Origin of the sequence: Pseudomonas yamanorum (genome assembly GCF_013386765.1) — a bacterium.
In the GTDB taxonomy this organism is placed as follows: Bacteria; Pseudomonadota; Gammaproteobacteria; order Pseudomonadales; family Pseudomonadaceae; genus Aquipseudomonas; species Aquipseudomonas yamanorum_A.
In genome coordinates this window covers 167,802-188,849 of record NZ_JACARE010000003.1, presented here as the reverse complement: position 1 = coordinate 188,849, position 21,048 = coordinate 167,802, and the positions used below count along the sequence as shown (strand labels likewise).

The following is a 21,048-nucleotide window of genomic DNA, read 5'->3' as shown; positions in this document are numbered from 1 at the left end:
TGGAGTGCGCAGCGCTCCCAGGATTTTGGGGCCGCTACGCAGCCCAGCGGGAGCAAGCTCCCTCGCCACAGCAAGCTCCCTCACCACAAGAAGCGTTTTACAGAACTTGACGCAGGAAGGCTTGGGCCCGGGGGTCCTTCGGCGAATCGAAGAATTGCGCCGGAGCGGCGTCTTCCAGGAGTTTGCCGTGATCGAAGAACAGCACCCGATCGGCCACTTCCCGGGCAAAACCCATTTCATGGGTAACGCAGACCATGGTCATGCCTTCCAGGGCCAGGGTCTTCATCACGTCCAGCACTTCGCCGACCATTTCCGGGTCCAGCGCCGAGGTAGGCTCGTCAAACAGCATCACCTTGGGCTCCATCGCCAGCGCACGGGCAATCGCCACGCGCTGCTGCTGGCCACCGGAAAGCCGCGACGGAAATTCGTTGGCTTTCTGCGCAATGCCGACCTTTTCCAGGAGCGCCAGGGCCTTGGCCTCGCGCTCTTTCTTGCCGCGCTTGCGCACGACTTTTTGCGCCAGGCAGAGGTTTTCCAGCACGGTCATGTGAGGGAACAGGTTGAAGTGCTGGAACACCATGCCGACTTCCCGGCGATAAGCGTTCACGTCGGTTTTCGGGTCTGCCAGTTGCAGGCCGTCAATGCTCACCGAGCCGGAATCGAACTCTTCCAGGCCGTTTAGGCAACGCAGGAACGTCGACTTGCCGGAGCCGGACGGGCCGATCACCACCAGCACTTCACCCTTGGCCACCTGCGTGGTCACGTTATCCACCGCGCGGACTACGTGGCCACGGGTGTCGAAGACTTTTACCAGATCGCGGACTTCAATCACTTTGCGCGAGCCTCCGCTCAAGCCGGCTGGCGATTTTCGACAGCGGCAGGTTGATCAGCAGGTACAGGCCTGCCACGCAGAACAGAATTTCAAACGGCGAGAACGAGGTGGTGATGACCTCGCGGCCGCTTTTCAGCAGTTCGGTAATCGCGATCACCGACACCAGGGACGTGTCCTTCACCAGGCTGATAAATTGCCCGGCCAGCGGCGGCAACACGCGCTTGAAGGCCTGCGGCAACACCACATGGCGCATCGACTGGCCGGCACTGAGCCCCAAAGAACGTGCCGCTTCATTCTGGCCACGGGCAATCGACTGCACGCCGGCACGAATGATTTCGGCCACATAGGCGCCGGTAAACAACGACAGCGCGGCGATCCCGGCGAATTCCCGGGACAGGTTGAGCACCGTGCCGATAAAGAAATAGAAAATGAAGATCTGCACCAATAGCGGCGTACCGCGTACCAGTTCGACGTAGATCGTCGACAGATCGCGCAAAGTCGGGTTATTCGACAAGCGACACAACCCGGTCGCCAGGCCGATCAACAGGCCCAGCACCCCGGACACCACCGATAGCCACAACGTGGTCCACAAACCCCACAACAACGGGCCCGCGGCCCAATGCCGGGTGACGCCGATCACATCGCCCTCGGCCACGTCATCGTCCTTGGCCACTTGCAGGCTGTTCTCGGCTACGGTCAGGTGCTGCTCGTTGCCCTCACCGTTACGCAGGGTGACTTCAGCTACATCGCCCTTGCGCACCAGTTCGCTGACGGTGGAAATGTCCGACGCCCGCTGGGACTCTTCTGCCTGGTAGACGAAGTACTGCGGAACACGGTTCCAGCGCCATTCGTAGGACATCAGCGAGGTGGCGTAATACAACGCGCCGGCCAGGCCGACCAGCACCAGCACCGTCAGCAGGTGCCAGGGCCATTGGGCTTTTTTCTGTTTCATTATTTAACATCCATCAGGGGCGGGATGTACCCCGTATGTGGCGAGGGAGCTTGCTCCCGTTGGGCTGCGTAGCAGCCCCAAAAAAGGCGGGAGCGCTACGCACTCCAGCGGGAGCAAGCTCCCTCGCCACACAAGCCAAGCGTTATTCCATGTCCTTGAGCCACTCGGAGCTCTTGAACCACTTGTCATGGATGCGATCGTAGGTGCCGTCGTTGCGGATCTGGTGCAGGAAGTTGTTGATGAAGTTGATGCTGTCGTAGTCGCCCTTCTTCAGGCCGAACGCCAGGGGCTCGAAGGTGAACGGCTGGTCGAGGAATACCAGCTTGCCATTGCCGACCTTGTTCACCGCCACCACGTTGTACGGCGCGTCGTAGACAAAGGCGTCGGCCTTGCCGTTGACCACGTCGAGCACGGCTTCCTGCTCGTTGTCGTAGCCGTGGTACTTGGCCTTGGAGATCAGCTTCTTGGCCACCATCTCGCCGGTGGTGCCGAGCTTGGAGGTCAGGCGGTACTTCTCGTCGTTCAGGTCTTTGTAGGACTTGATGGTGCCTTCCAGCTCCTTGCGAATCAGCAGGGTCTGGCCGACCACGATGAACGGTTCGCTGAAGTTCAGGCGCAGGTTGCGTTCCTGGGTCAGGGTCATGCCGCTGCCGATCATGTCGAACTTGTTGGTCAGCAGGGCCGGGATGATGCCGTCGTAGCCGGTGGAGATCGGCTCGAACTTGACGCCCATGGACTTGGCCATGGCCTTGAGGATGTCAACTTCAAAGCCGATGATTTCACCGCGCTTGTTGGTCATCTGGAACGGCATGTAGGTCGGGTCCATGCCGACTTTCAACGTGCCGCGCTTGACCGCATCATCGATGGCGCCGGCGTGGGCCGCGTTGACCGCCACCAGTGCGGTGACGCCTAGCAGCAGCATCGAAAGATACTTTTTCATCATCAAGTCCCCTGAACCCATTTTATGGTGAGATCGGCGCGCAAAAGGGCTGCACCATTTCGGGGTGCGATCCTAACTCACTCCCCGCCCGGTACAAAGGTTTCACCGGGATTTGTTGCCAAGGGATGACAGAAAAGCCCCACAACGGTGCAGGGAACCCTGCCGCTAGACATGTCAACGCACAGGCCAGCCAATTGATTGATGTGTAAGCAGTTATGACTACCAGCCCACCTCCGTCATCCAGTCCGTGTCTTTGAACCACTTGTCATGCAGCCGATCGTAGGTGCCGTCCTGCGCCACCTGATTGAGGAAATGATTGATCCAGTTGAGGCTGTCGTAATCGCCCTTTTTCACCCCGAACGCCAACGGCTCGTAGGTGAAGGGTTGTTCCAGCGCCAACAGCGTGCGGTTCTGGGGCTTGGTGATGGCGATCAGGTTGTACGGCGCGTCATGGATAAAGGCGTCCGCCTTGCCCTCCACCACCTGGCGCACCCCTTCTTCAGGGGTCGGAAAACTGTGCAACCGGGCAGCGTCGAGAAACCTCTTCGCCGCCGCCTCGCCCGTGGTGCCTTCGGCCGCCGCGATCCGGTAGCCGGCTTCGTTCAAGTCTTCGATGCTGTGGACCTGCTCGGCCAGCCGCGGATGCAGCAGCACGGTCTGGCCGACGATGATGAAGGAATCGCTGAAATTGAGTGTCAGGTTGCGCTCCTGGGTGACCGTCATGCCGCTACCGATCAGGTCGAACCGGCTGGCCAGCAGGCCGGGTATCAGGTCGGTATAGGGCACTGAGACCAACTCCAGCTTCACCCCCAGCGCCTTGCTCATCTCCCGCAGCAGGTCAATTTCAAAGCCGACGATGCGGCCTTTCTTGTCGGTCATCTCGAAGGGCACGTAGGCCGGGTTGGTGCCAACTTTCAGCACACCGCGGCGAACGGCTTCGTCTATTGCCCCGGCATGCGCCAGGTAACCATAGGAAAACGTGACGATGCCGAGCAACAGCATCGATAAATACCTTTTGATCATGAAACGCCCCTGTTCCGTTAAACACTCCCACTCCCAGCCACGCACAAGTTCGCGTAAACCAGGGGCTTCGAGTCAGATTTTGGGGGCGATGCTAACCCACTCACAGGCACGGCAATACGCCTTGGTGAAGGGTCTTTTGTTTCGAAATAACAAGGAGTTAGCGCGGAAGAACAGAGGGGAAAAACAACGTAGGACGGTTGCCAAAAACGCCCCCGAGGCGCTACCTCGGGGGCGTCCGAATCAGGCCGGTTGAGCCTGGGACGAAAGTGGTTTCAATGGCAGCAACGGCGCATGCGGATCAGCCTTGACCGATGCCCGCCAGGCGTTGAGCCATTCGGAGTGACCTTCGCTCCAGACCTGCTCGTGCAAACGAGCCAGGGCGACCGGGTCGCTGAGCAAGGCCAGGCGTTCGCCGTTGTTGAGGCCGGCAGGGCCGACTTTCAGCGCATGACGAACACGCTCGGCGCGCAGCCATTCGATCGGCTCCGCCTGCCCGTGACGGGACGTCGCGAGGGCACACGCCAGGGCGTTTTGCTGAGGATCGACCACCGCCCGCACAAAGCCGTCGTTCAGCGCATGCCAACGGTTTTCGTGGGTGTATTTGTCGGTCGACAACAGCGCCTGGGGCGGATTGTATTCCTCGGGGATCAGGAACAGGCTCTCGTCACGGGACTTGAGGCCCAGCTTGACCCGGCTGGAAATCACCGACACCGGAATCGACAGCATCAGCGAACCCACGATCGGCACCAGCCACCACAGGAAGCTTGGGTTCAACCACACCACCAGCAGTGCCCAGAAGAAGCCGAGCAAGGTCTGCGGACCGTGGCGCTTGACCGCCTCGCTCCAGGGCGTGGAGTCGTCGTCACGCTGTGGCGAGTTCCAGGTCGCAGCCCAGCCGAGGAACGCGGCGAGTACGAAACGGGTGTGGAAGATCATCCGCACCGGCGCCAGCAACATGGAGAACAGCATCTCCAGCAGCATCGACAAGGTCACCTTGAACTTGCCGCCGAACTCTTTCGCGCCCTTGGCCCAGATCAGGATGATGCTCAGCAGTTTAGGCAGGAACAGCAGCACGATGGTGGTGGAGAACAGCGCCACCGCCTTGTCCGGATGCCATTGCGGCCACAGCGGGTACAACTGGCGTGGCGCCATGAAGTACTGCGGCTCCATCAGGGTGTTGACCGCCAGCAAGGCCGTCGACAGCACCAGGAAGAAGAACCACAACGGCGCCGACAGGTATGACATCACGCCGGTCAGGAACACCGCACGGTGCACCGGGTGCATGCCTTTTACCAGGAACAGGCGGAAGTTCATCAGGTTACCGTGGCACCAGCGACGGTCACGCTTGAGTTCGTCCAGCAGGTTCGGCGGCAGTTCTTCGTAGCTGCCCGGCAAGTCGTAGGCAATCCACACGCCCCAGCCGGCACGGCGCATCAGCGCCGCTTCAACGAAGTCGTGAGAGAGGATCGCACCGGCAAACGCGCCTTTACCCGGCAACGGCGCCAGGGCGCAGTGCTCGATAAACGGCTTCATGCGGATGATCGCGTTGTGGCCCCAGTAGTGGGATTCACCCAGCTGCCAGAAGTGCAGGCCGGCGGTAAACAGCGGGCCGTACACACGGGTGGCGAACTGCTGCATGCGCGCATACAGGGTGTCCATGCCCGACGCACGCGGCGCGGTCTGGATAATCCCGGCATCCGGCGTGGCTTCCATCAGGCGTACCAGGCTGGTCAGGCATTCGCCGCTCATTACGCTGTCAGCGTCGAGGACCACCATGTACTTGTAGTCACCGCCCCAGCGACGGCAGAAGTCGTCGAGGTTGCCGCTCTTGCGTTTGACGCGACGGCGACGGCGGCGATAGAAGATCTTGCCGAAGCCACCGGCGTCGCGGCACACGTCGAGCCAGGCTTGCTGCTCGGCGATGCAGATATCGGCCTCGTTACTGTCGCTTAGGACGAAGAAGTCGAAACGGTCCAGGTCACCGGTGGCGGCTACCGATTCGAACGTCGCACGCAGGCCGGCAAATACCCGGGGCACGTCTTCGTTGCAGATCGGCATTACCAGCGCGGTGCGGGCGTCTTTCGGAATCGGCTCGTCACCGGCACTTTTGCCGGAGATACGGTATTTATCGTGACCGGTCAGCAGTTCCAGGAAGCCCATCAGCGCGGTCCAGAAACCGGCCGAGACCCAGCAGAACAGAATCCCGAACAGTACCAGGATGCTGGTTTGCAGGGCGTAAGGCAGTACCTGGGTAGCGGTTTGCAGCAGGGTCTGGTTGCGGATCTCGTCAAAGTCGACGAAGGACCAGCCCTGGTACGGCATGATGCCTTTCATGTACCAGCCTGCGACGATCGTCTGGCCGAGCATCAGCACCAGCAGGATATAGCGACGGATCGAACCGACGGTGCGCCAGCGCGCAGCCGGCAACACGCGCTCATCCTTCGGCGGTGCCGGAGGGTTGGTGCGACCGGTCAGGCGGCGCCAGCCACGCACCAGGATATTGGTGCGCCACGGCTCAGGCACGACCTTGGTCCGACGAATCGGCGGCGTGGCCTTGAGGCAGACCCGGCCGCTGGCATCGAGCGCCAGCATTTCGGCGTCTTGCAGCTCTTCGGCGGTGTTGAGGGTCAGCCGCGCACCTACCGACGTTTGGGCAGCGTCGGCCGGCGCATCGAACGTGGACGACGACAGGCGCTTGTGCAAATCACTGAAGGACTCGCAGCCCGCCAGTTCGGCGCGCTGCTCATCGGTCATCGGTAGATGCGCCAGGTACTCGGCAAGAGTCTCTGGCTGGACTTGGGAATTACTCATCGGCAGGCAACTGATAGCTCCAGGTTTCGGTCAGGACTTGCTCTGTCTTGGCCGGCTCCGGTGTGGCTGGGGCAGCCGCTTCCGGCTGCTTGGCGTCCTTGTCCTTGGCGTCTTTCTTGGCCGCTTTCTCGTGTTGCTTGGCCAAAACCTTGTCGGCCTTAAGCACTTGGGTCGAAACCTTCTCCGGCTCAGGTGTCACGATATCCTGGACCAGGGCAGCACGCATTTCGGTCGGCTTGCCTGCGTCCTTGATCTTCATGCGCAGGGTCAGGCGCCAGCCTTGGGTGTGCGGGTTGTAGCGCACGCTGTTTTCAACGATTTCGGCGTTGTCGCCCACGCTGACCTGGCTGCGAACCGGTGCATCCGGTGCGAGTTTCTTCAGGGACGGGCCCTCGAAGTCCACCAGGTAAGCCACGCTGCCGTCTGGCTGGCGGATCAGGTTGGATTGCTTGACGTCGCCGGTGGAACGCAGGGTCTGCTTGACCCAGGCGCTTTCAGGCGAATGGAACTCGGCGTCTTTCAACGTCCAGTGCAGGCGGTAGGCGACGTCCAGCGGCTTGCCTGGCTCCGGCAGTTTTTCCGGGCTCCAGAAGGCAACGATGTTGTCGTTGGTTTCATCGGCGGTCGGAATCTCTACCAGGTCGACGGAACCCTTGCCCCAGTCGCCATCAGGCTCGATCCAGGCGCTTGGGCGCTTGTCGTAGTTGTCGTCGAGGTCTTCGTAGTGGCTGAAGTTGCGACCGCGTTGCAGCAGGCCGAAACCACGCGGGTTTTCCACGGTGAAGTTGCTGACCGACAGGTGTTTCGGGTTGTTCAGTGGGCGCCAGATCCACTCGCCGTTGCCGGCATGGATCGACAGGCCGCTGGAATCATGCAGCTCGCGACGGTAGTTGAGGACCTTGGACGGCTGGTTGGCACCGAACAGGAACATGCTGGTCAGCGGGGCGATGCCCAGCTTGGTGACCTTGTCACGCAGGTACATCTGGGATTTGACGTCGACGATGGTGTCGGTGCCAGGGCGCAGGATCAGGCGATAGGCGCCTGTGGCCCGTGGCGAATCCAGCAGGGCGTAGATCACCAGCTGTTTCTCACCCGGCTTTGGACGCTCGATCCAGAACTCGGTGAAACGCGGGAATTCTTCGCCGGACGGCAACGCAGTGTCGATCGCCATACCGCGGGCAGACAGGCCGTAGACCTGGTCTTTACCCACGACGCGGAAATAGCTGGCGCCGAGCATGGTCATGATTTCGTCTTGCTTGTCGCCCTTGTTGATCGGGTACAGCACACGGAAACCGGCATAACCCAGCTGTTCGGTGGACTTGGGATCGAACTTGACGTCGCCGAAATCGAAGCGGGACGGGTCGTACTTGATTTCCTGGACGCTGTCGGCGGTGACTTCGTTGATTTTCACCGGTGTATCAAAGTGCATACCCTGGTGATAGAAGGACAGCTTGAACGGGGTGTTCTGATCGGCCCACTCGGCTTTTTCGTTGCGGAAACGAATTTTCTGGTAATCAGCGAATTTCATTTCGCGGAATTCGTTCGGCAAATTGCTGCGCGGAGCTTCGTATTTCTGCCCGGCCAGCTCTTTTGCCTTGGCCGACACATCATCCAGACTGAATGCCCACAGTTGACCCGCGCCGAACAGGCAAAACAGGGCAGAGCCCGTTACCAGTGCGTTTCGTAACCGTTTGGCAGACAATTTTGGTGCATTACAGGGACTAACAATCACGAGCAACCCTCGCCGAAAACAGATCAAAAAACCAACGGCCAGCTATCTATATGCCAGGTTGGCGAGCATTGTTCCGACTCCCATGGGGCTAAATGATTCCCCACTGGCGATCGGACAAGTCTCTACCTAAGTCAAAAATGGACCAATTTACGCTGATCCCCGTAGCGCGCGATTATCTAGTAGCCCGCGTGACAACGCATCAGGGTCAGCGAAGTATTTGTAGCGAAAACCCGGTTTTTTGGGCATTACAAGTCGTTTTCAGTACATTCACGTCTGTAACAGGAAGGTGACCGGCCCGTCATTGACCAAATGCACCTGCATATCAGCGCCAAAACGCCCCGCCGCTACCGTGCCATGCAATTGTTGCGCTTGTAACAGCAGGTAGTCGAAAAGTGCTTCGCCCAACGCCGGCGGTGCCGCCGTGGAGAAGCTGGGACGCAAGCCGCTCTTGGTGTCCGCCGCCAGTGTGAACTGCGACACCAGCAGCAACCCGCCGCCAATGTCTTTCAAGGACAGGTTCATCTTGCCCTCGTCGTCGCTGAACACCCGATAGTTAAGCAGCTTATGCAGGAGCTTGTCGGCGCAGGCTTGAGTATCTGACGGTTCGACAGCCACCAGCACCAGCAAACCCTGGTCGATGGCCCCCACTACTTGCCCTTCTACCTCGACCCGGGCGCCGCGCACCCGTTGCAAAAGCCCCTTCATGCTTCTTCAGGCGGCAGATCAAGCAGGCGCCGTGCCATTTCACTCGCCGCACGCACCAGCGCATCGGCGATGCCGGGTTCGGCAGCCGCATGGCCGGCCTCGCGGATAATCTGCAGCTCACTGTTGGGCCACGCCTGGTGCAGTTCCCAGGCGTTATCCAGCGGGCAGATCATATCGTAGCGGCCATGCACGATGACGCCAGGCAGATGGGCGATCTTGTGCATGTCGCGGATCAGCTGGTCTGGCTCAAGGAACGAGTTGTTGGTGAAGTAGTGGCATTCGATACGGGCAATCGACAGGGCGCGCTGGGGCTCGGAGAAACGCTCGATCAACTGCGGGTTCGGGCACAGGCCCAACATACGGCCTTCCCACGTGGACCAGGCCTTGGCGGCGTGCATCTGGGCGATCTGGTCGTTGCCGGTCAGGCGCTTGTGGTAGGCGCTGAGCAGGTCGTGGCGCTCCTCCGCAGGGATGGGCGCGAGGTAGTCCTGCCAGTAATCGGGGAACAGTCGGCTGGCGCCCGCCTGGTAAAACCACTGAATGTCCTGGGGGCGGGCCAGGAAAATGCCCCGCACAATCAGACCATGTACCCGTTCTGGATGGGTTTGCGCATAGGCCAGGGCCAGGGTCGAGCCCCAGGAACCGCCGAACAGCACCCATTTTTCGATACCCAGGTGCTCGCGAATCCGCTCAAGGTCGGCCACCAGGTCCCAGGTGGTGTTGTTTTCCAGGCTGGCCCGCGGGGTGGAGCGCCCGCAGCCGCGCTGATCAAAAGTAACAATTCGGTACAGATTCGGATCGAAAAAGCAGCGGCTATTGGCGTCACACCCGGCGCCAGGGCCGCCGTGGATGAACACAACGGGCAAGCCTTCCGGGGAACCGCTTTCGTCGACGTACAGGACGTGGGTTTCATCGACGGCCAGATCGTGCCGGGCGTAGGGTTTGATCTGCGGGTACAAAGTCTGCATTGCGCGCTCCGTAAGGGGTCGAGTTCATCCCTGGGGGGACGTCTATTATTCTGCCGTCTGGCATCATAAACCCGAATTGTGCAATGAGCATGTCCTGACGGACTTAGACCTGTGTCAGCAGAACACCACGCAGGTAATCCAGCAGATAAGCGTACAGCCGGTCGACCTCCGCGACCTGGCCCCGGGCCCGCAGGCAGCCGTGAATCAGGCCTTTGCCGGGATACAGCGTGGCCGCCACCCCGGCCGCTTGCAGGCGCTCGGCGTAGAGCATGCCGTCGTCCCGCAGCGGGTCGAACTGGGCGACGGCGATCAAAGCCTGCGGCAGCCCGCTGAAATCCGCCGCCAGCAATGGCATGGCGTAGGGCGACGGTTTGCCTGGCCCACGCAGGTACAGCGCCAAGTAACACTCGGTGTCGGCCGTGCTGAGCAGTGGCGCGTCGACGCAGTCGCGGCGGGACGGCAAGTCGGCGGGGCCGCCCAGGCCGGGGTAGATCAGGATTTGCGCCAGGGGCTGCGGTTGATGGTCATCCCGCAGGCCCAGGCACAAGGCAGCCGCCAGGTTACCGCCCGCACTGTCACCGGCCACCACCAGACGTTGAAGGTTGATGTGACAAGGCGCTTCACCCGCCTGAATCGCCCGCCAGACCGCGCGGCAATCGTCGAAGGCGGCCGGGAATGGATGTTCGGGGGCCAGCCGATAATCAATGGCGATCACCAGCACCTGCAGAGCGTCGGCCAGCTCCCAGCAGATAAAGTCGTGGGAATCCAGGCCACCCACCACCCAGCCGCCACCGTGCATATAAAGGATGCATGGCCAGCCGGCATCGGGCTCGGGTGTCGTGGGTTGATAAATGCGTATGCCCACGCCACCGAGGGAACCGTCTGACACCTGCAACTCTTCCGGCCGCGCCGGGGTGAATGCCTGGCACATGCGGTCATAGCCTTGGCGCAATCCAGCCAGCGATGTGTCATCGCTGGTGAAGGATTCGGTTTTTTCGACGAAGGCGCACATTGGCGCGGAAATCGGGTAGTGGGACATGAAGGTGATCGTCCTGATAGGAAGACTCAAAGCACACCACAAGACAAATGTGGGAGCTGGCTTGCCTGCGATAGCGGTGTGTCAACCAACGCCATCGTCGACTGATACACCGCCATCGCGGGCAAGCCCGGCTCCCACATTGGCTCTCTGTTGTTTGATCTATCGTGTTCGCATCAGGGTTTCAGGCTGGCCTGCACCGCCGCCACGCCGTCTTTGCCATCCAAAGTCGTCACACCTGCCAGCCAGCGCTGCAGGTCCTCGGGGTTATCCCGCAACCACTGTTTGGCCACATCCTGCGGCGTCTTACGGTCCATGATCGGTACCATCAACTGGCTCTCCTGGGCCGCGGTGTAGGTCAGGTTTTCCAGCAGGCGTGTCACGTTGGGGCAACGCTCGGCGTAATCCGGCGCCGTCACCGTGGAGACCGTGGCCATGCCCTCGTTGGCACCGAACACATCTTCACTGCCGGTGAGGTAAGCCATTTTCATGTTGATGTTCATCGGGTGCGGGGTCCAGCCGACGAACACCACGAACTCCTTGCGACTCACTGCCCGCTGCACCGCGGCCAGCATGCCCGCTTCACCGGACGCCACCAGCTTGAAGCCGCCGAGGCCGAAGCGGTTGCTGTCGATCATTTTCTGGATATCGGTATTGGCGCCGCTGCCCGGCTCGATGCCGTAAATCTTGCCGCCCAGCTTGTCCTTGAAGCGGGCAATGTCGGCAAAGGTTTTCAGGCCGGCATCGGCGACGTACTGCGGCACTGCCAGGGTGGCCTGGGCGTCGGCCAGGCTCGGCTTATCGAACACCTTGACCTGATTGGCCGCGAGGAACGGCGCGATGTTGTTGTCCATCGCCGGTTTCCAGTAGCCGAGGAAGATATCCAGGCGCTTGTCACGGATGCCGGCAAAGATGATTTGCTGCACGGCGCTGGTTTGCTTGCTGTCATAGCCCAGGCCATTGAGCAGCACGTCGGCCATGCCGCTGGTGGCGATCACGTCAGTCCAGCTGACCACGCCCATGCGTACGACCTTGCAGGAGGCCGGGTCGGCGGCCATGGCATTCGCACTGATCAGTGCGGCGCCGGTGAGAATCAACAGACAGCGGTTGAACAGTCTTTTCATCGATGCGGTCTCACTCGGCAGTTTTTATTGTGGGGATGGCGTCTGACGCGCCGTGCCCAACACCTTACCCAGCGAGACCTCGATAAAAGCGAACTGTGGCGACAGGGATTTGCACACAGACGACTTGGGAGGTGTGTTGCTGTTGAGGGCCTCTTCGCAGGCAAGCCAGCTCCCACGTTTGAATGTGTTTGCAATTCAAAAGGTGGGAGCCGGGCTTGCCCGCGATGGCTATCTCAGTTGCGTAACCAATCACCGATAGTGCTTCTGCCCCCAGGCCAGGAACGCTTCCAGCAACTCCTTCAATACCACCCGAGTCGGTTCGGCCAGGTCGGCGCGATAGCGGAACGGCTCAAACTCTTCCATGTACGTGCACTGCCCCAGTTCCAGCTGCACGGCGTGGATGTTCTCCGCCGGGTTGCCGTAGTGCCGGGTGATATGCCCGCCCTTGAAACGCCCGTTGAGCACATGACTGTACTGCGGATGCCCGGCGCAGATGGCTTCCAGCTGGCTGGCCAGTTGCGGGTCGCAGGCAGCGCCATTGAAAGTGCCGAGGTTGAAGTCCGGCAGCTTGCCTTCGAACAGGTGCGGGATCATCGAGCGGATCGAGTGCGCATCAAACAACAATGCATAGCCGAACTCGGCCTTGAGCCGGGCCAGCTCGTTTTGCAGGGTGCGGTGATACGGCGTCCACACCTGCTCCAGGTACGTGGCGCGTTCGGCCTTGGACGGTTCCAGGCCTTCGCGGAACAGCGGCACACCGTCAAACAGCGTCGCCGGGTACAGGCCGGTGGTGGCGCCGACGTACAGCGGCTTGTCGTCTGATGGCCGGTTCAGATCGATGACAAAGCGCGAATACTCGGCCGCCAGGGTGCTGGCGCCCAGTGCTTCGGCGAAGTCATACAGCGTGGGGATGTGCCAGTCGGTGTCCGGCAGGCTTTGCGCCTCGGGGATCAACCCGGCTTGCACCGCCGGCGTCAGGCGCAGGCCCGCGTGGGGCATGCTGATCAGCAGCGGCACACGGCCTTGTTTGAAGTTCAGAACCTTATCCACAGCAGTACTCCTTAAACGGTGACATCGGCGCCGTGGCGCACGACGCGTTTATCCAGCTCGCCACCCAGCCAGTAGGCCAGGTCGGCAGGGCGATCGATCTGCCAGGCGACAAAGTCCGCGACCTTGCCCACTTCCAGCGAGCCGTGGCTGTCGCCCAGGCCCAGGGCGGTGGCCGCGTGTTGCGTGGCGCCGGCCAGGGCTTCTTCCGGGGTCATGCGGAACAGGGTGCAGGCCATGTTCAGCATCAGGCGCACCGACAACGCCGGCGAGGTGCCCGGGTTGAGGTCGCTGGCGATGGCGATCTTCACGCCGTGCTTGCGCAGGGCGTCCATCGGCGGCAGCTGGGTTTCCCGCAGGAAGTAGAACGCCCCCGGCAGCAACACCGCGACGGTGCCGGAAGCGGCCATGGCGATGGCGTCTTCCTCGGTCATGAATTCCAGATGGTCCGCCGACAACGCCTGATAGCGCGCTGCCAGGCTGGAGCCGTGCAGGGACGACAACTGTTCGGCGTGCAGTTTTACCGGCAAGCCGAGTTTCTGGGCGGCGATGAACACACGCTCCACCTGCTCCGGCGAAAACGCCAGGTATTCACAGAAGGCGTCGACCGCATCCACCAGGCCTTCCGCCGCCAGTGCCGGCAGCATCTCGGTGCAGATGTGGTCGATGTAGGCGTCGGCGCGGTCCACGTACTCCGGCGGCAACGCATGGGCCGCCAGGCAGGTGCTGCGCACGCTGACCGGCAACTCGGCGCCGAGGCGACGGATCACCCGCAGGATCTTGCGCTCGCTGGCCAGGTCCAGGCCGTAGCCAGACTTGATCTCGACGGTGGTCACACCGTCGCGCAGCAAACTGCGCAGGCGCTTGTGGCCGCTGGCAAACAGCTCATCTTCGGACGCCGCGCGCGTGGCGCGTACGGTGCTGGCAATACCGCCACCGGCGGCGGCGATCTCGGCGTAGCTCACGCCTTGCAGCCGCTGCTCGAACTCGCCGCTGCGATTGCCACCGAACACCGTGTGAGTGTGGCAGTCGATCAGCCCGGGGGTGACCCACGCACCTTGCAGGTCATGGGTGGTTGCGTAGTCCGCCTTCGGCAGATCGACGCGCGGGCCGATCCACTCGATGAGCGTGCCCGAGGTAACGATGGCGGCATCCTCGATGATCGAGTAGTTGCCCTGGGCCATGGTTGCAACGTGGCAGTGTTGCCAAAGCGTTTTCATTCAACACCTGCGTTAGGTTATCGGTGAGACAAAGCCGGGTCGTAGTGGACCTTGGCCGTTTGCCCGGCGGCGGGCTTGACCCACAGCAGGTAGGCAACGATCAGCAGGACGATCCACACGGCGCCGACCATTAGGGCGGCCTGGGTGTCCGGGAAGTAACCCAGCACGCCGAAGATAAACAGCATGAACACGATGGCGGCCGCTGGCGCATAGGGCCAGAACGGCACCGGGAATTTCAGCTCGGCGATCTGCTCCTTGGTCATCGCGCGACGCATCGCCACCTGGGTGACCAGGATCATCAGCCACACCCACACAGTGGCAAAGGTCGCAATCGAGGCGATCACCAGGAACACGTTTTCCGGGATCAGGTAGTTGAGCACCACGCCGCCCAGCAACGCAGCGCCCATCACCACCACGGTCATCCACGGCACGCCCTGTTTCGACAGCTGGGCAAAACCCTTGGGCGCCTGACCTTGCTGGGCCAGGCCGTACATCATGCGGCCGGCGCCGAAGATGTCGCTGTTGATGGCCGAGACGGCGGCGGAGATCACCACGATATTGAGGATGGTCGCTGCCGAGCCTATCCCCAGGTTGCTGAAGATCTGCACGAACGGGCTGCCCTGGCTGCCGATCTGCGGCCACGGGTAGATCGCCATCAGCACAAACAACGTCAGCACGTAGAACAGCAGGATACGCAGCGGCACCGCGTTGATCGCCTTGGGAATCACGCGCTGCGGGTCCTTGGCTTCGCCGGCGGTGATGCCGATGATTTCGATGCCGCCAAAGGCGAACATCACCACCGCGAAGGACGCAATCAAGCCGCCCACGCCGTTGGGCATGAAGCCGCCGTGGGCCCACAGGTTACTGAGGCCGGTAGCCGGCGCGTCGCCCGCCGAGTGAATGCCGAACAGCATGATGCCGAAGCCACCAAGGATCATCGCGACGATGGCGCCGACCTTGAGCAGCGACAGCCAGAACTCCATTTCGCCAAAGACTTTGACGTTGCACAGGTTCAGGCCGCCGATCAGCAACACGATGCCCAGCACCCAGACCCAGCGCGCGACTTCGGGAAACCAGAAGCCCATGTAGATGCCGAAGGCGGTCACGTCGGCGAGGCAGACGATGATCATTTCAAAGGCGTAGGTCCAGCCGAGGATAAAGCCGGCCATCGGGCCCAGGTAGGTGCTGGCGTACTGGCCGAAGGAGCCGGACACCGGGTTGTGCACGGCCATTTCGCCGAGGGCGCGCATCACCATGAACACCGCGGCGCCACCGATCAGGTAGGCCAGCAGTACAGCGGGGCCGGCCATCTGGATGGCGGAGGCAGAGCCGTAAAACAGCCCGGTACCGATCGCGGAACCGAGGGCCATGAAGCGAATATGTCGGGCTGAGAGCCCGCGTTTCAAACCTTGTTCCTGGTGCATTTCTCGTCCTTAATTATTTTTATCCTGAGAAAATTCGAATCTGCAGAAGATCAATGTGGGAGCTGTCGAGCCTTGGCGAGGCTGCGATAGCGGTGGGTCAGGCTACGAAAATGTTGCCTGTGCCGGCGCCATCGCAGCCTCGCCAAGGCTCGACAGCTCCCACACTGGATCGGTGTGGCTGTTACAGGCTCGGGAGCAACTTCGCCGGCACCAGCTCATTCAGGCAGCGCGTTGCCAACAGCTCACTGGCGGCATTGATGTCTGGCGCAAAGAACCGGTCCTTCTCATAAAACGCGACTTTGCTGCGCAGGATCCCGCGTGCCTTTTCCAGCGCGGGTGAAGTCTTCAAGCCATCGCGCAGGTCCAGGCCCTGGCACGCCGCCAACCATTCCACCGCCAACACACCACGGGTGTTCTCGGCCATTTCCCACAGGCGCTTGCCCGCAGCCGGAGCCATCGACACGTGGTCTTCCTGGTTCGCCGAGGTGGGCAGGCTGTCGACGCTATGGGGATGCGCCAGCGCCTTGTTCTCGCTGGCCAATGCCGCTGCCGTCACCTGGGCGATCATGAAGCCGGAGTTCACACCGCCATTGCCCACCAGGAACGGCGGCAGTTGCGACATGTGCTTGTCCATCATCAGCGAGATGCGGCGTTCGCTCAGGGAGCCGATTTCCGCGATGGCCAGCGCCATGTTGTCCGCCGCCATGGCCACCGGTTCTGCGTGGAAGTTGCCGCCGGAAATCACGTCACCTTCCGCCGCAAACACCAGTGGGTTATCCGATACGGCGTTGGCTTCTACCACCAGCACTTCGGCCGCCTGACGGAACTGGGTCAGGCAGGCGCCCATGACTTGCGGCTGGCAGCGCAGGGAGTACGGGTCCTGGACCTTGTCGCAGTTCTCGTGGGATTGGGACACTTCGCTGCTTTCGCCCAGCAGGGCGCGATAAGCGGCGGCGGAGTCGATCTGGCCACGCTGGCCACGGGCCGCGTGAATACGCGCGTCGAACGGCGAGCGCGAACCCAGCACGGCTTCCACCGTCAGGGCACCGCAAGCCAACGCACCGGCAAACAAATCTTCGCCTTCAAACAGGCCACGCAGCGCGTAAGCGGTGGAAACCTGAGTGCCGTTAAGCAGCGCCAGGCCTTCCTTGGCCGCCAAGGTCAGCGGCGTGAGGCCGGCGACTTTCAGCGCTTCGGTGGCTTCCAGCCATTCGCCCTTGTAGCGGGCCTTGCCTTCGCCCAGCAGCACCAGCGACATGTGGGCCAACGGCGCCAGGTCACCGGAGGCCCCCACCGAACCTTTCAGCGGAATGTGCGGGTAAACCTCGGCGTTGATCAGGGCGATCAGCGCGTCGATCACCTGCCGGCGAATCCCGGAAAAACCCCGGCTCAGGCTGTTGACCTTGAGCACCATGACCAGCCGCACCAGCGCATCGCTGATGGGCTCACCGACGCCGGCGGCGTGGGACAGCACCAGGGAACGCTGGAGGTTTTCCAGGTCTTCGCTGGCGATGCGGGTCGAGGCCAGCAGGCCGAAACCGGTGTTGATGCCGTAGGCGGTGCGGTTCTCGGCGAGAATCTGCTCCACGCAGGCAACACTGGCTTCGATCTGGGCCGAGGCGCTGTCATCCAGACTGAGGGTTACCGGCTGCTGGTAGATGGCTCGCAGTTGGGCAAGGCTCAGTTGGCCTGGAATCAGGTTTAGCGCAGTCACATTCATGCTCCTTTTGAGAGTGTTGTTAACTACCAGTCGCTCCGGATGCTTCCGTTATCCGCCGCTGTGCTCTTTTAGAGGATCAGTCGGCTTGGCACGCTGGTTATTGTTGGGAAAAGATCAGTGCAAATTCGGTAGCGTGCGTTGCAGTAAATCGGCGTGCTTGAGCAACGCGGCGGCGGCCGCGATGTCTGGCGCCAGCCAGCGGTCCTGGTCATAGGCCGGGACATGCTCACGCAGCAAACGCCAGGCGGCATCGGTGCCGGCGCCGAAGCGTTGTTCCTGGAGGAACTCGAACGCCTGGGCCGCCAGCAGGTACTCGATGGCGAGGATCTGGGTGACGTTTTCCAGCACCGAATGCAGCTTCAGCGCCGCGTTGGTGCCCATGCTCAGGTGGTCTTCCTGAAGGCCCGAGGTGACGAAGTTGTCGAGCACCGCCGGTTGCGCCAGCTGACGGTTTTGCCCGCACAGCGAAGCGGCGACGTACTGCACGATCATCATCCCGGAGTTGACCCCGGGGTTGCTCACGAGGAACGCCGGCAGGCCACTGACGTGGGGGTTGATCAGGCGGTCCAGGCGGCGCTCGGCGATGGAGCCGATTTCGGCCATGGCGATGGCCAGCATGTCGGCCGCCAGGGCCACGGACTGCCCGTGCGGGTTGGCCTGGGAGACCACGCGGTAGTTATCTGGCGTGCCGAGCACCAGCGGGTTGTCGCTGGTGCCGTTGAGTTCGGTTTCGATCTGCCGGGTGGCGTGCTCCAGTTGATCGCGGGCAGCACCGTGCACCTGGGGGATCGAACGGATGCTCAGGGCGTCCTGGGTGCGAATGCCTTTGCTGCTGGCGATCACTTCACTGCCATCGAGCAACGCCCGCAGGTTGATGCCCACTTGCTGCATGCCCGGGTGCGGCTTGAGGGCGATGATCTCTTCGTCGAAGGCGTCGATCTGACCGCGCTGGCCTTCAAAACTCATGGCACCGATCACATCGGCCCACTGCAGCAAACGGTGCGCATCGGCCAGGGCCAGGCAACTGAGGCCGGTCATGCACGGCGTGCCGTTGACCAGGCACAGGCCGTCTTTGGCACCCAGCACCACCGCCTGCAAACCTTCTTCGGCGAGGGCCTGGTGCGCCGGGACGATGCGGCCCCGGTAGCTCACATTGCCAACACCGAGCAAGGCGATGCTGATGTGGGCCATGTGGGTCAAATAGCCCACCGAGCCCTGTGACGGAACCTGCGGCGTGATGCCATGGTTGAGCAGCGCCAGCAGTGAGTGCACGACTTGCGGATGCAGGCCGGACTTGCCGTGGCTGTAGTTGATGATGGCGCAGCAGATGATCGCGCGAGTCTGTTCGTCGCTCAGCGCCGGGCCGACGCCGCAGGCGTGGCTGAGCAGGGTGTTGCGCGACAGCCGGCTGAGTTGCTCGCCCTTGAGCGAAACGTTGCACAAGGCGCCCAGGCCGGTGTTGACGCCATAGGCGCGCTCGCCGCTGGTGACGATGCGCTGGACGATGGCCTGGGCATTGTCGATTCGCGCCCAGGCCTGGCCCGAGAGTTCGAGGACAGCACCGTGGCGGGCCACGGCGACCACGTCCTGCCAGCGCAGCGGGGCGTCGGCGATGATGATTTTTTCAGCCTGGGACATCTTTGTACCTTCTCCAATTCTTGTGCAGCTTCACCGGCCTCATCGCAGGCAAGCCAGCTCCCACAGGGGGAATGCATTTCAAATGTGGGAGCTGGCTTGCCTGCGATAGCGCCAGTCAACTCACCACAAATCGCGGTCAAACCACGGCAGCCCGCCGCTGAACGAACCGGTCCACATACTCATCCGCCGGCGAATGCAAAATCTCCCGAGGCGTGCCGACCTGGATCAGCTTGCCGTCCTTGAGGATCGCAATGCGGTTGCCGATGCGCACGGCCTCGTCGAGGTCGTGGGTGATGAAGACGATGGTCTTGTGCAGGGTCTTTTGCAGTTCCAGCAACTGGTCCTGCATCTCGGCGCGGATCAGCGGGTCGAGGGCGCTGAACGCTTCGTCCATCAGGATGATGTCGGTGTCGGCCGCGAGGGCGCGAGCCAGGCCCACCCGTTGGCGCATGCCGCCGGACAACTGGTGCGGGTATTTGTTTTCGTAGCCCTTCAGGCCCACGGTTTCGATCCAGTGCAGCGCACGCTCGGTGCACACTTGCTTGGTTTCGCCGCGCACTTTCAGGCCGTAGGCCACGTTGTCCACCACGCTCTTATGAGGCAGCAGGCCGAAGCTCTGGAACACCATGCTGATCTTGTGCCGGCGGAATTGGCGCAGGGCTTCCATGTCCAGTTGCAGAATGTCTTCGCCGTCCACCAGGATCGCGCCGCTGGTGGGGTCGATCAGGCGGTTGAAGTGGCGCACCAGGGTCGACTTGCCGGAGCCCGACAGGCCCATGATCACGAAGATCTCGCCGGTGCCGATGCTCAGGGACAGGTCGTTCACACCCACCACGCAACCGGTGTCGGCCAGCACCTGGTCCTTGGTCTTGCCCTGGCCGATCAGCGCCAGTGCTTCCTTGGAACGGTTGCCGAAGATCTTGAATACGTTTTTGACTTCAATCTTGCTGACGGTAGTCATTTGCTCGCCTCATGCCGTGGACGACCATAGGCCTGGGTAATGCGGTCGATGACCACTGCGAGAATCACGATCGCCAGGCCGGCTTCAAGGCCACGCCCGACGTTAAGCGTCTGGATGCCGACGAGTACGTCTTCACCCAGGCCACGGGCACCGATCATCGAGGCGATCACGACCATCGACAGGGCCATCATGGTGGTCTGGTTGATCCCGGCCATGATGCTCGGCAGGGCCAGCGGCAGTTGCACGCCGAACAGTTGCTGCCAGCGGTTGGCACCGAAGGCGTTGATCGCTTCCATGACTTCACCGTCGACCTGGCGAATGCCCAGGTCGGTCAGGCGAATCAGCGGTGGCGCAGCGTAGATCACCGTGGCGAAAATCGCCGGCACCTTGCCCAGGCCAAACAGCATCAACACCGGGATGAGGTACACGAAACTGGGCATGGTTTGCATGATGTCCAGCAGCGGCATCAACACCGAGCGCAGGCGGTTGCTGCGGGCCGACAGAATCCCCAAAGGAATGCCGATCAGCACCGAGATCACCGTGGCCACCATCATCAGCGCCAGGGTTTGCATCAGCTTGTCCCACAGGCCAACGGCGCCCACCAGGAACAGCAAGCCGACGATCACCGCCGTAGTGACCACCTTGCGCGTGGCGTGCCAGGCAATGCCGCCGACAATCGCCAGCATCAACCACCAGGGTGCCGCGCGCAGCACGCCTTCCAGGTTGACGATGGCCCACAACAGGGTGTCGGAGATGTGCCGGAACACATCACCGTAATTGGTCACCAGCGAATCAACCCAACTGTTGACCCAATCGGCGATGGAAAACGTAAAACTCTCAGGAAACATAGTGTGCTCTCGATCCAGTGGATTGTGGCCGGGCTTCCGGCTGCCTGCGAGGGCAACCGGAAACGCT

Annotated in this window: 16 protein-coding genes and 1 pseudogene; all 17 read right to left on the bottom strand. The window is 61.8% G+C overall.

Features of this window, described 5'->3' with window-relative positions:
- Positions 1-97 precede the first annotated feature (97 nt).
- Entirely contained in the window at positions 98-832 is a 735-nt protein-coding gene (locus tag HX875_RS01505) for an amino acid ABC transporter ATP-binding protein (RefSeq protein ID WP_177041081.1), read from the bottom strand.
- Positions 825-1,784: an amino acid ABC transporter permease gene (locus tag HX875_RS01500; RefSeq protein WP_093202652.1), complete on the bottom strand. Its 960-nt coding sequence runs from the start codon at positions 1,782-1,784 to the stop codon at positions 825-827. The genes HX875_RS01505 and HX875_RS01500 overlap by 8 nt, the downstream gene beginning before the upstream one ends.
- 142 nt (positions 1,785-1,926) lie before the next feature.
- Positions 1,927-2,724 carry a transporter substrate-binding domain-containing protein gene (locus HX875_RS01495; RefSeq protein WP_010169158.1) on the bottom strand — a complete coding sequence of 266 codons (798 nt, stop codon included), beginning with the start codon at positions 2,722-2,724 and terminating at the stop codon, positions 1,927-1,929.
- A 219-nt stretch (positions 2,725-2,943) separates the two neighbouring features.
- On the bottom strand, positions 2,944-3,747 hold the full coding sequence (locus HX875_RS01490; RefSeq protein WP_177041078.1) for a transporter substrate-binding domain-containing protein: 804 nt from the start codon (positions 3,745-3,747) through the stop codon (positions 2,944-2,946).
- Between the two features lie 220 nt (positions 3,748-3,967).
- Positions 3,968-6,558, bottom strand: a pseudogene (mdoH, locus tag HX875_RS01485) (glucans biosynthesis glucosyltransferase MdoH).
- Positions 6,551-8,290, bottom strand: coding sequence for a glucan biosynthesis protein G (locus HX875_RS01480; RefSeq protein ID WP_371317244.1), 1,740 nt, complete (start codon positions 8,288-8,290; stop codon positions 6,551-6,553). The pseudogene mdoH and the gene HX875_RS01480 overlap by 8 nt, the downstream one beginning before the upstream one ends.
- Before the next feature lie 267 nt (positions 8,291-8,557).
- Positions 8,558-8,995, bottom strand: a complete 438-nt coding sequence (gene dtd, locus HX875_RS01475; RefSeq protein WP_017478202.1) for a D-aminoacyl-tRNA deacylase — start codon at positions 8,993-8,995, stop codon at positions 8,558-8,560.
- Positions 8,992-9,963, bottom strand: coding sequence for a prolyl aminopeptidase (pip, locus tag HX875_RS01470; RefSeq protein WP_177041074.1), 972 nt, complete (start codon positions 9,961-9,963; stop codon positions 8,992-8,994). The genes dtd and pip overlap by 4 nt, the downstream gene beginning before the upstream one ends.
- Before the next feature lie 103 nt (positions 9,964-10,066).
- Positions 10,067-11,002, bottom strand: coding sequence for an alpha/beta hydrolase (locus HX875_RS01465; protein WP_177041072.1), 936 nt, complete (start codon positions 11,000-11,002; stop codon positions 10,067-10,069).
- Positions 11,003-11,175: 173 nt separating this feature from the next.
- Positions 11,176-12,123: a choline ABC transporter substrate-binding protein gene (locus HX875_RS01460; RefSeq protein ID WP_177041070.1), complete on the bottom strand. Its 948-nt coding sequence runs from the start codon at positions 12,121-12,123 to the stop codon at positions 11,176-11,178.
- Between the two features lie 249 nt (positions 12,124-12,372).
- Positions 12,373-13,173, bottom strand: coding sequence for an N-formylglutamate deformylase (hutG, locus tag HX875_RS01455; RefSeq protein ID WP_177041068.1), 801 nt, complete (start codon positions 13,171-13,173; stop codon positions 12,373-12,375).
- A gap of 11 nt (positions 13,174-13,184) precedes the next feature.
- Positions 13,185-14,390, bottom strand: coding sequence for an imidazolonepropionase (gene hutI / locus HX875_RS01450; protein WP_177041066.1), 1,206 nt, complete (start codon positions 14,388-14,390; stop codon positions 13,185-13,187).
- A 17-nt stretch (positions 14,391-14,407) separates the two neighbouring features.
- Positions 14,408-15,814, bottom strand: a complete 1,407-nt coding sequence (locus HX875_RS01445; RefSeq protein WP_177041064.1) for an amino acid permease — start codon at positions 15,812-15,814, stop codon at positions 14,408-14,410.
- Between the two features lie 181 nt (positions 15,815-15,995).
- Positions 15,996-17,534, bottom strand: coding sequence for a histidine ammonia-lyase (gene hutH / locus HX875_RS01440; RefSeq protein ID WP_177041062.1), 1,539 nt, complete (start codon positions 17,532-17,534; stop codon positions 15,996-15,998).
- A 114-nt stretch (positions 17,535-17,648) separates the two neighbouring features.
- Positions 17,649-19,172, bottom strand: coding sequence for an HAL/PAL/TAL family ammonia-lyase (locus HX875_RS01435; protein ID WP_177041060.1), 1,524 nt, complete (start codon positions 19,170-19,172; stop codon positions 17,649-17,651).
- A gap of 136 nt (positions 19,173-19,308) precedes the next feature.
- Positions 19,309-20,133, bottom strand: a complete 825-nt coding sequence (locus HX875_RS01430; RefSeq protein ID WP_177041058.1) for a quaternary amine ABC transporter ATP-binding protein — start codon at positions 20,131-20,133, stop codon at positions 19,309-19,311.
- Positions 20,130-20,981: an ABC transporter permease gene (locus tag HX875_RS01425; protein WP_017478193.1), complete on the bottom strand. Its 852-nt coding sequence runs from the start codon at positions 20,979-20,981 to the stop codon at positions 20,130-20,132. Before HX875_RS01425 ends, HX875_RS01430 begins: the two co-directional genes overlap by 4 nt.
- Positions 20,982-21,048 lie beyond the last annotated feature (67 nt).